The 13,121-nt window shown below is 37.6% G+C and carries 10 protein-coding genes and 3 pseudogenes; 4 read left to right on the forward strand and 9 right to left on the reverse strand.

All coding sequences use genetic code 11. The features are described 5' to 3' along the window. Positions 1-62: 62 nt before the first annotated feature. The 4 genes and pseudogenes from J7E66_RS02140 to J7E66_RS02155 form a co-directional block, all read right to left on the reverse strand. Positions 63-1,628 (reverse strand): glutathione ABC transporter substrate-binding protein, encoded by a 1,566-nt coding sequence (locus J7E66_RS02140; RefSeq protein ID WP_214997811.1) that lies wholly within the window; start codon positions 1,626-1,628, stop codon positions 63-65. A gap of 126 nt (positions 1,629-1,754) precedes the next feature. After that, positions 1,755-3,224, reverse strand: a complete 1,470-nt coding sequence (locus tag J7E66_RS02145; RefSeq protein WP_214997812.1) for an amidohydrolase family protein — start codon at positions 3,222-3,224, stop codon at positions 1,755-1,757. Between the two features lie 176 nt (positions 3,225-3,400). Further along, entirely contained in the window at positions 3,401-4,564 is a 1,164-nt protein-coding gene (locus J7E66_RS02150; RefSeq protein WP_251032714.1) for an ankyrin repeat domain-containing protein, read from the reverse strand. 93 nt (positions 4,565-4,657) lie between these two features. Continuing rightward, positions 4,658-4,987: pseudogene (locus J7E66_RS02155) on the reverse strand (DUF1116 domain-containing protein); the annotation flags it as partial. A gap of 228 nt (positions 4,988-5,215) precedes the next feature. On the opposite strand from J7E66_RS02155, the gene J7E66_RS02160 reads away from it, so the two are divergent. Beyond that, the gene (locus tag J7E66_RS02160; protein WP_214997814.1) at positions 5,216-6,925 is read left to right on the forward strand and encodes a PucR family transcriptional regulator; all 1,710 of its coding nucleotides are present in this window, start codon (positions 5,216-5,218) and stop codon (positions 6,923-6,925) included. 284 nt (positions 6,926-7,209) lie between these two features. Here the strand turns inward: J7E66_RS02160 and J7E66_RS02165 are convergent. Beyond that, positions 7,210-7,368, reverse strand: a pseudogene (locus tag J7E66_RS02165) (alkaline phosphatase); the annotation flags it as partial. 183 nt (positions 7,369-7,551) lie between these two features. On the opposite strand from J7E66_RS02165, the pseudogene J7E66_RS02170 reads away from it, so the two are divergent. After that, positions 7,552-8,694, forward strand: a pseudogene (locus J7E66_RS02170) (glycosyltransferase family 4 protein). Between the two features lie 51 nt (positions 8,695-8,745). Then, positions 8,746-9,738 carry a metal-dependent hydrolase gene (locus J7E66_RS02175; RefSeq protein WP_214997816.1) on the forward strand — a complete coding sequence of 331 codons (993 nt, stop codon included), beginning with the start codon at positions 8,746-8,748 and terminating at the stop codon, positions 9,736-9,738. 161 nt (positions 9,739-9,899) lie between these two features. Here J7E66_RS02175 and J7E66_RS02180 read toward each other — a convergent pair whose 3' ends face one another. From J7E66_RS02180 to J7E66_RS02190, 3 genes are all read right to left on the reverse strand, one after another. Further along, positions 9,900-11,210: an ammonium transporter gene (locus J7E66_RS02180; protein ID WP_214997817.1), complete on the reverse strand. Its 1,311-nt coding sequence runs from the start codon at positions 11,208-11,210 to the stop codon at positions 9,900-9,902. A 4-nt stretch (positions 11,211-11,214) separates the two neighbouring features. Further along, positions 11,215-11,574: a P-II family nitrogen regulator gene (locus J7E66_RS02185; RefSeq protein WP_214997818.1), complete on the reverse strand. Its 360-nt coding sequence runs from the start codon at positions 11,572-11,574 to the stop codon at positions 11,215-11,217. Between the two features lie 207 nt (positions 11,575-11,781). After that, positions 11,782-12,168, reverse strand: a complete 387-nt coding sequence (locus J7E66_RS02190; protein WP_214997819.1) for a hypothetical protein — start codon at positions 12,166-12,168, stop codon at positions 11,782-11,784. 134 nt (positions 12,169-12,302) lie between these two features. Here J7E66_RS02190 and J7E66_RS02195 point away from each other — a divergent pair, with 134 nt between their 5' ends. Continuing rightward, positions 12,303-12,467 (forward strand): hypothetical protein, encoded by a 165-nt coding sequence (locus tag J7E66_RS02195; RefSeq protein ID WP_168241813.1) that lies wholly within the window; start codon positions 12,303-12,305, stop codon positions 12,465-12,467. Positions 12,468-12,531: 64 nt separating this feature from the next. Here the strand turns inward: J7E66_RS02195 and J7E66_RS02200 are convergent, their stop codons facing one another. Further along, a complete protein-coding gene (locus J7E66_RS02200; protein ID WP_214997820.1) occupies positions 12,532-12,966 on the reverse strand; it encodes an SRPBCC family protein in 435 nt (144 codons plus the stop codon). Positions 12,967-13,121: the final 155 nt, after the last annotated feature.

Genomic DNA, 13,121 nt, shown 5'->3' on the forward strand with positions numbered 1-13,121 from the left:
ATTGTTAATCACCACGATAAAAGAGGTTACCCAAAATGGATATCCCTCTTTTAAGCTGTGTCTTATTTAATTGACACATCATTTATTTCTAAATAGCCTGATGGACTAATAGAAAAACCTTTTACATCTTTTCCAACAGCCGCTAAATTTTCAATAACTCGAACAGGGATATAAACTGCCTCTTTCATTTCTATTTCTTGTGACTGTGCATATAATTCTTTTCGTTTTTCTTGGTCTTTTTCACGGCGTGCAGCTTCTATTAAACTATCGACTTCTTTATTACTGTAAAAGAAGGTATTTCCCGCTCCTCCCTGTGAGCTTGTATGGAAAAGGTTATACTGGTTATAATCAGCATCACCGGTAGCATTTCTCCAGCTAAGGATAAACATCTCAGAGTCACCCTTGTTTACTTGGTCAACAAACGTACCGTACTCCAACACCTCTATTTTTATTTTGACGCCGATTCCTTTTAACTGTGATTGCAGTACTTCTGCCATGTTCACTCTTTCTTTGCTATCCATCGTTTTAAGTGTAACTTCAAAACCATTTGGATAACCTGCTTCAGCTAGTAATCTCTTTGCTTCATTTAAGTTATATTTATACGATTTCATATCAGGATGGTAACCGAAAACCTTTGAGCCTAATAAGGAATTTGCCTTATTTCCCACATTATTATAGACACCTTTAATAATGGAATCCATTTCAACCGCATGGGCGATGGCCTTTCGAACCCTTTCATCATTAAATGGCTTCTTTTGAACATTAAAACCGATATACTCTGTTCCATATCCTTCACTACGGTAAACATCGATTGCTTGTGAAGCCTTTACTGTATCCATCATTGGTACAGAAAGGGGTTCAGCTATTTGAGCTTCACCTGTTTCTAGCATCGAGATTCTGGTTGTTTCCTCAGGTACAACCTTAAAGACGACTTTATCGACCTTCGCCTTATCTCCCCAATAACTATTGTTTTTTGTTAATACAATTTCTTGCCCAGGTGTCCATGATTTGAAAACAAATGGACCTGTCCCATTTGGTTCTTTAATAATGCTTTTCCCATATTTCTCGATAGTTTTTGGACTAATAATCCCGCCTTCATGACTAGCCAAAATAGAGAGTAATGGTGCAAACGGCTCAGTTAAAATAAACTGAACGGTGTAGTCATCTATTATCTTTACTTCTTTTACCATTTTAAAAACAACAGCTCTGGGTGATGCCACCTTTGGATCTAACAGTCGATCAAATGTAGCTTTTACAGCATTGGCATTAAAAGCTGATCCATCGTGAAATTTAACACCTTCTCGTAATTTAAACTCCCATGTCGTATCATCTAGTTGCTCCCACTTTTCCGCCAGCAATGGTTGGATTTCAGCATTATTATCACGACCAACTAAACCCTCATAGATTTTGCGATGGGTCACACTTGCTGCATTGATTGTTGACATAAAATGCTGATCTAAGTTTTCAGCGTCCGACAATCGGGCAATCACTAATGTACCCCCGTCCTTAGATTCTGTGTTTTTACCATTGCTTTTTGTGCTGACATCTTTACTTGTCGAGCAGCCTGTAATGACAAACACGATCAACATTATCAGAAAAAATCTACCTAACCCCCACTTTTTCACCATGGAATCCACCCTCTGAATATTTTTATAATCTTCCCTTCCGTTTATCTAATTATAAAAAATATTCAGATAATTTTATTTCGAAAATTTTTACTTTATTTTTCAATATCTTTACTACTTTTGATAATTTCAGATAGAATCCACTATTTTGAAGGAAGGAGGAAATAATTCTCTTTCTGTCAATTGCTGATAATCTCTTTCTAAATATCCTTTTCTCATTTTGTTAAAATATTGTTGTCCCTTGGCTTTCATTTCTTCTAAATCAAAATTAGGTATTTTTTGGTCCTTCATTACAACCCTTCCATTAATAATGGATAGTTTCACGTCTCTTCCTGTTCCGCTCACAATCATAGTTCGGATGGGATCGTCGAGAACTCCCAGATGATATCCACTTAAGTCAATTGCAATAATATCTGCTTTCGCTCCAACAGCTAAACGACCGAGGTCATTTCTCCCCAGGAATGTAGCTGCCCCAAGTGTGGCCGCCCGGAAGAAATCGGCGTATGTTGAACCCTCTACTTCTTTTTCAATGAATCGGGAAAACATGCTGCCTGTTCGAATATTTTGAAATATATCTGGAGGATAGGTATCTGTTCCTAGCGCTAAATTAATACCTGCCCGTTTATATTTAGCAAATGATTCTAATGCCGAACCATGCCTGCCAATGATTAAAGGACAATGAATGACCGTTGTATTTGTTTCTTTCAGAAGTGCTATATCATCACCTTTACCTGAATGTGCTTCACTATATCCAGCAATAAAGTGAGCATGCGGAATTCCTGTTTTTGACCCTAAAAAACCAAGGTCATATAAATAGCGAATAGGAGTTACACCGTGCTTTTCAACAATGGTATGATATTCATAGGTTCCTTGTGCTGCATGAAGTTTAATTGGCACTCCTAATTTATCACTATAGTATTTTGTTTGTGTCAAACTTTCTGACGTTTGACACTCAATTCGTTCGGGTGCCAGCATCCCCTTAACTAATCCATCAAAAGCTCCGTCAAATTCTTCTACAAACCTTACAGCATCTTTTAATCCTGCTTTTCCTGCTTCATCATCCCAGTACAGTTGGATAGTACCATCAGGTTTTATGACCCTGATTCCAGATTGGTAGCTTGACCCAAGATAGATTCTTAATCCCAAACTTCCAGCATGGTTTGCTGCAGCAGCAAGCTCCTCATACGTTTCCGCCCATTCTTTATAAAGTACCGAGGTAATTGGCATCGCAGTAGTAACCCCATGGAGAATCAGTTGTGAGTAGGCATAAAGGGATTTAAAATTTTCTTCTTTAGCTGTCATGACTTCATGGTGTCCGTTTTTTATATATTGTTCAGACCAAAGCAGGTTATTCTGTCTGTTTGTCCTTGCCTCTAAATGTAAAATATCGTGGTCAATATCACCTAATGCATTTAAATCGATAAACCCCGGACTAATGACGGAGTTCCCCATATCGATTACCTTATTTACTGTGCCAAGGTAATTTTTGCCGACAAAGATTATCTTATCATTTTCAAAAACAACTTCCGCGTTTTCAATTAAGACGTGGTCTTCTCCATCGTAACCAATAACGTACCTTCCCTTTAATTTGGTTTTCAATTCAATTAACTCCTTTCATTATTCAGAAGTAAGCTTATTTAGACTCCCATAAGTATCATTATAAAAAAAATTACTATTTTATATATTCGAAATCATTACAGAGTCAAGACCATTTTCTCGGACTAATGAGTTTCCTCCAATTGCAACAATCACTATTTCCCCTTGGTTTAATTTGCTTATTTCCTTAGCAATTCAAAAGATTGCTCCTTATGCAAATGATATAACGGGTTAGCTGGATCATTTGCAATTGCATTCTCTATTGCTTCAATTGCTTCTTGATGTTTACCAAGTGACCTAAGGCTATTTGCCTTATGAAATGAAAAATCGTAGCGATTTGGCTTTAGTGCCAGCAATTTATCCATTTCAATAACTGATTCTTCGTGTCTGCCTAGTTCTCTTAAGTAATTTGATTTATGATAACGATAAAAAGTATCAACAGGGTTTAATTCACAGGCTTTATCGTATTCCGATAGAGCTTCCTCTGGTTTCCTCATTGCTCTTAAACAGTTGGCTGTATAGAAATAGAAGTCTAGATCCATTGGGTCTTGTGATAATGCTTTGTTGTACTCCTCTAGCGCTTCCTCGTATCTCTTTAGTTCTTGTAAGAAATAGCCTTTGTAGTAAATCAAATCAAGGTTTTGATTATCATCTTCTAGACCTTTTTCTATTTCTGAGATGGCCTCTTCATACTTATCAACTCTGGCAAGTTTTTTTGCCTTTTTGATAGATTGACTTTTTACGATATATTCTTTATTCAAGATGTTTACAAGCTTTTGGTGCCCCATTTCTTGAGCATGCTGCAGCGCTGACTTCCCGTCCCTATCTGGAAGATTTACATCTGCTCCTGCTTCCACGAGCTCTTGAATAATATCAGAATAAAGCCTGCCGCCATTACCTAATATCACAGACTCTAGAAGGGCGGACCAGCCTAAATTGTTCACATGATTTACCGGAACTCCAGCATCTAAGCAGACTTGGACCGTCTTTAAATAGCCTTTTTCACTAGAAGGTAACAATGCCGTACCTCCAAATCGATTAACACTGTTTAGGTCTGCACCAAACTTAAGCATCATACTTAAAATTTCATGAAATCCGTTCGCACCAGAACATATAAATGGAGTTAATTGGGTAATATCTCTCGTATTGACGTCGCTTCCAGCCTCTAGTAACAATTTCACTACGACAATTTGGTTTTTTTGTACAGCTGCCATTAAGGCTGTCCGGCCTGACGCATCCTTATAATCAATGCTGGCTCCTTCATGAAAGAGCTTTTCTACAGCAACATAATCCCCCTGCTCACTTGCATGAATAAGTTCTCTGTCTATGGTATTACTTTCCAAGTTCATTCTCTCCTTTAGATGTATTTCAAACAGGAAGTTATTAAAATACTAAAGCATCAGTTCTGGTCCTAAACAAATTAGGACCAGAATTAATTATTGAATGTTTTGACTTAAAGTTAGCACTGCCTTTTCAAAAGCTTCAACTGGAGGATTAGTGATTCCTGCTCCAATCATTCCAATTCCTGCTTCCTTATGGGCTATTGCCGTATTAATGATTGGCAGGATTCCAGTTTGAACAACCTTCCGAGCATCGATTCCAGTCGGAATACCCATGAAATTTAGCAATGGAATCGTTACGTTTGGATTTTCTGCTGTTGTAATTTCTTTCATCTTTTTAGAGTAGCCGATTGCATCATCTATTGTTCCGCCTACAAGGGCAACAATTGCAGGAGCTGTAGCCATCGCAAATCCACCAATTCTAATAAAAGGTGTTAACGCTTGGATTAAAAGCGTTGTTCCGGCAACGTTGGGTTATGACACTCATCACCCATATGAAGGGCTTGTGCCAGTTTGACAAGATATGACCTTACATGTTTATTTTAGATAGATTGCATAAAAGCATCATCGTTTAAGCAAACCAAAAAAAATAGATATCATTTGTGCATGTTATACAATTAAATGTGTAGATTTTTTGACAAAGGAGTGATAATCTTGCTGACCGTTAAGGATTTATTTGAAATACAAGCGATTGATGGCTTAAAGATTGTTGCTGGGGAAAAAGGAATTGATAATGAAATCTCAATAGTCAATATCATCGAAAATCCCGAGGCATTTGACTGGCTTTCACCTAATGAACTCCTATTATCAACGGGTTATATTTTTAAAGATAACGAGGATTTGCAAATTAGAATACTTAACGAACTTTCAGCTATTAATTGTGCAGGACTAGTTGTCAAAATGAAACGATACTTTGAAAAACTCCCACAGAAAATGATTGATCGTGCAAATGAATTGGGTTTTCCACTGATTGAGTTACCCTTTGAATATACCCTATCAAAGGTCATTTCTATTATTAATGAGAAAGCATCTGGCCGTTATGATTTATTAAATAGAAAGACCTTAGACATGCATAATTTATTTTTTCGAATTACACTTGAAGGCGGCGGGATTGAAAGGATTTCTTCCATGTTATCGGTATCTATTAATAATCCAATGATTTTCGTTGACCAGGATTGGAAGCTGCTCCACTATACAGAACACCTAAATAATAAGGTACCACTTTCATACTGCTTTACTCTGGTTAAAAATCGACCTATTTTCAATAAAGAGTTTATTAATTCTGTCCCTAAAGAAATAATTGAAATGAAAAAGAGTATTCAACGCATTTATTACATAGAAGGAATGGAAATAAAATGCCGCATCCTTCCTGTCGCAGTTGCAAATAATATTTATGGATATATTGTTGTATGGCAGACTGTCCAAGATTTAACGGAGTTTGACTTACTTATTTTAGAGCAGGCGTCAACTAATATGGCACTGGAACGTATAAAAGCAAAGGACATCGAGGAGGTAAAATTAAAAATCAAACAGGATTTCTTTGATGATTTGCTGACTGGAAAAATAACATCCGTCAATACAATTCACACCTATAGTGAATTGCATGGATTAAATCCAAGTTATAGTTACTACTGTATAGTCATAAATTTAGAATCGGAGGAAGATGACAGTTATGATGATATGGTAGCAAGGAAGCTTCGGTTGGAGAGCAAATCCAGAAAATGTGTGGACTTAGTCTATAATCTTTCGAACTATTCAAAAGCTGAGGTCACATGCTTTCATAGAAACAATCGTATAATTATAATGATTGGTCAAAATAAAAATAAACCTTCTCTATCGGTAAATGAGGTAAAACAATACGGAAATACAATTTACAATGCATTTGAAAAGGAAATAAATAACACAACCTTCTTAATTGGAATTGGCCGTCATTACGAAACCATTCATTCCCTTCATAAAAGCTTTTCTGAAGCAAATGAATCTATTCGACTCATGGAGAAATTTAATATCCGAGGGGGAGTATCTCATTATGAAGATCATTCCATCTATCACTTTTTGGACAGTAATATCAAAGACATAGAATTAGAAGAATTTTTCATGAAAAGCCTTGGGAAAATCTATGAGCATGACCATTTACATGGGACGAGTTATATCATTACGTTAGAGAACTATTTTATTAATAACCTTAATATTAGTGAAACAGCAAAAGCGATGTTTTTACACAGAAATACGCTTATTTATCGAATCGATAAAATCAAGGAAATCTTAAATACCGATTTAAAAAACTCGGAGGAATTGCTGCAAATCCAATTAGCTTTAAAGATATTTAGACTCTTAAATAAAAAACTTCCAATCAATTCTTAAATCAGATGGGTCCCGTTCTCTATGAAACCTCGGGACCCGTCTATTTCATGTAAAAAGAAATCGATAAGCCCTTAATGAGAAATAGGACCTAAGACTTAGAGAAGATTACATATGGGAATGATATATAATAACCTATTATCTTGATAAACTATTAAAGCAGGATATTCTAAAAAATCCCAAGATAATAAGAGGTACATCAGTGAAAAGGCTGGGGCTGGGGGAATCCCAATGGCGAACAGTAACAGTTGCTGTTCGCCATTTTAAAATAATGGCGATCCGGAGTTACCATTTCGATCAATGCTCATCCCGCCGGTTGAGTGATCAGCTGTCGCAACCAGAATCGTATCCTCTCTATTGAACGCGAACTGAACTGCATCTTTAAACGCGACTTCAAAGTCTTTAACCTCACTCATTGCCCCTACAATATCATTGTCATGCCCTGCCGCCTGGTTTTTTTACTATACAGAATCTTTACATTTTATTAACAGAATCTTAAGAAGATTGGTTTCCTTTATTTAATACAATAAAGGGGAGCTTATAATTTGGAGGGAGTAGATGTGAATGACGTTTAAGTATCTAAAGTATCCCCAATACGGTAGTTCAATATTGGTCAGAAAGGAAAGGTTATGAGGATCGCCATTTTCACTGATACCTTTGACCCGGATATCAATGGAGTTGCTCGGACGCTTAAATATTTCATTCACTACTTGGATAATAAAAACATCTCGTACAAAGTCTTTGCACCCGATTCTCTTACAAACTAATATGTTTCTTCAAACGTCCGCCGCATTAAAAGTCTCTCTTTTTTCTTATATCCTGAGTGTCGCCTGGCTTTTCCCAATTTTTCTCGTATTAAATCAGAATTAGAAGAATTCTCCCCGAATATCATCCATGTCGCTACACCATTTAACATGGGACTTTGTGGTGTCTATCTTGCAAAAAAACTAACTATTCCACTTGTCGGCTCCTATCATACTGATTTTGACCATTATTTGAAATTTTATGATCTTAGATTTTTTTCAAAAATCCTTTGGAAATATATGAATTGGTTCCATAAGCCCTTTAAAAAATTATTTGTCCCTTCTAATGAAACGTTAACTCAACTCAAATGTCAGGGATTTGTTAATTTAGAAGTTTGGCCCGGTGGAGTTGACTGTCAGCTTTTTCACCCTTATTACGAAAAACAAGCTATTCGTGAGCAATGGGGGATCTCAAAAAAGTACCTCTTAACCTATGTAGGCAGGTTAGCCCCAGAAAAAGATGTACAGACACTCCTAGCAGTAGCAAAAGCACTGCCAGCTGAGATCAATGAGGAAGTTCAATGGTTTGTTATCGGAGACGGTCCCCAAAGGGAAGAACTTCAAATAGAAGCGCCTACGAACATGACATTAACAGGATACTTAACTGGAGAACAATTAGCGGAAATCTACTCCGCATCAGACTTATTCGTTTTTCCCTCTCCTACTGAAACGTTTGGAAATGTTGTGATTGAAGCACTTGCAAGTGGTACACCCGCCATTACCGCCAATTCCGGAGGCGTAAAAAATATTATTAAGGCAGGAGTAACAGGTTATTTGTGTGAAACCGGCAATGTAATGGAGTTTACGAACGCCATCTTGAAGTTATTAGAAAATGATAGCCTGAGAAAGCAATTGGGGATAGAAGGGAGAAATTATGCCCTAACACAAAGCTGGGATAAAATCTTTTCCAATTTACTTTGGCATTATCGAGCCGTTATCGATGAACCAAAGATACAAAAATATGCCTGATTTGTTGTACAATTTTTTCCCAATATATTAATAAAGTAGAGGAGTGATAGAGTGGATACTTTTTCGCATATTGTTATAGGCTTTGGCATTGGTGCTCTTTCTCAAATCGACCCTGCCGTATCATCTAATCAGACCCTATCACAGGCGGTCATGTTAGGGGTGGTAATAGGTTCAAATGCCCCTGATTTTGATATCATTTACAGATTAAAAGGAAAAGGTAGCTATTTCAGGAATCACAGAGGCCTGTCACATTCCCTGCCAGCTCTTCCTTTATGGGGATTACTGGTTTCTGGCTTACTTTACCCACTCTTCCCCATTTCAGAATTTCTTCCTCTCTTTTTATGGACGTTCTTAGCAGTGATTCTTCATGTCCTTTTTGATTTATTCAATGTCCATGGAACGCAAATCCTGCTGCCTTTTTCCCAAAAATGGATTGCCTTTGACGCTATCCCATTATTGGACCCTTACATTTTAACAATCCATTTTCTAGGGTTTGGATTACTCTTTTTCTACCAGGCAGGGATTATCTTCTTAATCATTTATGTATTCATATTTTTATACCTGGCTGTTCGAACTCTGTCAGCATTATTAACCAAAAGGCACCTACAGCAACATTTTATTAGAGCTGACCGTATAAAACTAATCCCGCGTATCACCCTATTTAAATGGGATATTTTTATCGAGACGAGGGAGGACTTTTTATTTGGAGTTTATTCAGATAATACACTCGACATAGAACATACTCTTTCCAAAAATATTGACTTTCCAGTATTGGTTTCTGAGAGTACAAATGACGAGTCCGTGTCAGACTTTCTTGCCAGTACATCGTTCGCTTATCCTTTTGTTGCTGTTAGAAAAAACGGCTACTTTGTTTATTGGAAGGACCTTCGTTTTCGTACAAAAAAATTCTTCCCGTCCCTTGCCATCATGTTTATTTCCTCTGATTTCAAAAGAAAGAATAGCTATATAGGCAAGGTAAGCTCTTTAAAACAATACAAAAAAGTGCTTCGCAGCTTAACGAATTCCTCTTCATCAATCAAATAAAAGTTTATAAAAAATGACCCTGGTTCAAATACCGAGGTCTTCTTTTAATATTGGGGGACGCATTTATTTCTTAGCTGCATCTTACCTGAACGATTCGGAGGTCAACGAAACAAATGTTTGCATAAAATAAGGAATCCCTCCGTGAAGGGATTCCTAGCTAACTACATTACTTCCTTCTCTTTCCTAATGGTAGGAGATGCAACGGTGATCCCCGTTGTTTCTTCAAAATTAAATAGGCTAGTTGGGATATCGGTAAAACGCTCTAATTCATTGTACGCAGGAATACCGTGATAAGACATATCTAAGCCCTCGTCTTCTTCCCGTTCTGTTGCTCGGAAACCAACTGTCATTGTGCATACCTTCGCAATAAAAGTTCCAGCAATTAGCCCCCAGACAATGACTACCACTGCACCCAGTAATTGCACCTTTAAAAGCGAGAAATCACCAGTCGTTAAAAAGCCTTGGGACCGATCAAGCAATCCAACAGCAATCGTTCCAAACACACCACCGAAACCGTGAACGGCCACAGCCCCCACAGGATCATCCACCTTTAAATAATCGACTAACAGAGTAGCATAAATAACAAGCAAACCACTTAAAGCTCCAATCAGGATTGCGCTCCATTCAGAGACATAGGCACATCCGGCCGTTATGGCTACCAAACCAGCTAAAACACCATTTATCGTCATACTTGGATCGGCTTTTCCGAACTTTCGCATCGTCAAAAAGAGTGCTGCTGACCCGCCGCTTGCTCCAGCTAACATTGTATTAATAGCAATAGGCGCCAGCGCTGAGCTAGAGGCATCTAATGTACTTCCTGCATTAAAAGCAAACCATCCGAACCACAAAATAAAGGCTCCCGCTGAAGCTAACGGGATATTACTTGGGGCAAACACATTAACGCTGCCATCCGAATTAAACCTTCCTTTTCTCGGTCCCAATAGCTTTGCCATAGCCAAAGCAGTAAATCCACCGAGTGCATGAATTGCTGCTGAACCCGCAAAATCCTTCATTCCTAACTTTGCTAGCCATCCGTCGCTGTTCCAAATCCAATGTCCAGAAAGTGGATAGATAATCATACAAATGAGCGCAGCAGTGACTACATAGGCTTTAAAATTCATCCGTTCTGCTACTGCACCTGAAATAATCGAGACACATGCCACAGCAAACCCCATTTGAAAAAGAACGAAAGCAACACTTGGCAATTCAAGAGAAAGTACAATTTTCTCTGGACTTCCAAGAAGACTGGTCCCAATGAACCCGAAGGCATCTTTTCCAAACATTACCCCAAATCCGATAATCCAAAACGCCAAAGCTCCAATCGTTAAGTCCACAAAGATTTTCATCGTAACATTAACCGCATTTTTCGTTCGGACAAATCCAGCTTCCAGTAAACTAAATCCACCTTCCATAAACAAAACCATGGCTGCCGCAAGGACGACCCACACGGTATTTATATACATTAATTCCATAAGATCACCCCTTATCATTCACTAGATCATCAATATCATAGTCAATTGTCCCGGTCCGAATATTATAAGCTTCTAGAATTGGATAAATATATATTTTACCGTCCCCATCTTCACCGGTCTGGGCAGAATGAACGATGGTCTGGATGGTAGACTCTACCAAATAGTCCGAAAGAACAATTTCCATTTTTACTTTTGGATGGAGTGTCACTTGATAATTTTTTCCACGATACACACCTTGCGTATCTTTTTGTTTCCCTCTTCCAACCACCTGTGAAACAGTAAAACCCGTAATTCCTAATTTTTTCAAACCCTTAATTGTATCTGTGAGCCTCTCCGGTCGAATGATTGCCTCAATCTTTTTCAAAGAATCAGCTCCTCGTGTTATATTTCCTAACATCAATATGATAAAATATATAACATCTAGGTATTCTCCGTCAATATTAATTTATGGAAATCGGAAAATTCTAAAAAGATTTGGGTTTATAAAAAAAGAAGGAGGCGGTTACATAACCGGCATCCTTCTTTTTCTATACTAATAATTTTTAATTTGTCTGAGGAATAGTACGTTTTTTTATTTCAATGTCCCCTTAGACACCGTTAATTCCTTTATCTTAACAATCCAATCCTTGAAACTCCCATATTCACTTGAATCGAAGCCGAAGTACGACTTTATGAATTGGATGGTTTCGCTTTCTTGATCATGAAAAACTCCATCTGAATAGATGAGTTGAAGGAGTTCGGTTACGACGATGTTTTTTGAGCGTTCATTCTTAAATACTTTAAGGATTTCTCCAATTTCAAGACCCTTTATTTTATAATCCTCAAGTCCCATTTCCTTTTGGCACCTGATAAGTACGGAATTCTCAAATATAGATATTTTTCCATCAATTTTGGCAATCAGAGCAGCAAGTTCAAGAAACGCCTTCCTCTCCTCTGGCTGAAGTTCTGCTAGGAACATTCCTTCACATCTCCTTTAAGGGTTTGTTCTAAGTATACGAAAAAAGTAGGAGAAAGTTTCAAATTGTTGTTTCTCCATTGAATAATTACATCCATACTACATATACTACTCTTTGTGTTTAGGAGGTGAAGATCATGCCAAATCAGCAAAACAACCAGCAAAAAGGGAAATCCAATCCTAATCAACAAGGTTCAGGGTCACAGTATCACAAAGAGCATGCGAGCAATGTTCCAGATTACGGAGCAAACACGGTCGACCCCAATGCATTTACTAATACCACTGAAAACAATGAACAGTAATTATGAATTTTTTAGACGCCCTATTGTGGCGTTTTTCTTTTTTACCCTCTGTTAACACACTATTTCAAGACTCAAGAATATCCTTAATATTTTTTAAATCTTTCATGTTTGCTCGCCTCATCATTGGAGCCATAAACGGTGCAAACACTTTTGAAAAACCGCTTGGATTTCCCTTGTTCCTTAAGGTCATTCTTGTTTGATTGACTTCTAAGGCTTCCCAAGTATAGGTAGTTTCCATTGGAAAAGGTCCCTGTGCGGTTTTCATAACCAGCTTTTTTTCTGGAATAAACTCTGTAATTTCATAGATATAGGCAAGTTCTCTCCCGAGGAATTGTGCTTTAAAGGCCACTCTTGAACCCAAGGTTAATGGTTTTTCGGTTTGCCATTCGGCTGATTGAATATTAACATACCATTCTGGGGCGTTGTCAGGATTGGCTGCATATTTTGAAACTTGTCCAACTGGGCGTTCGATAATTATTTCTGTAAAAACATCAACCACATGTTTGACCTCCGTAACCTTCAACTTTTAGGATCTATTTTTTCTACATAATTTTTTAGCAACGTGCCAAGCAAATATTTCCACCTCGTAGGGGATCGCTAATTCTCCTCCTGTTTACATTTAGTTAAATATTACCACAATCATTCTCCCTTTAG

It is taken from the genome of Bacillus sp. ISL-7 (assembly GCF_018613065.1).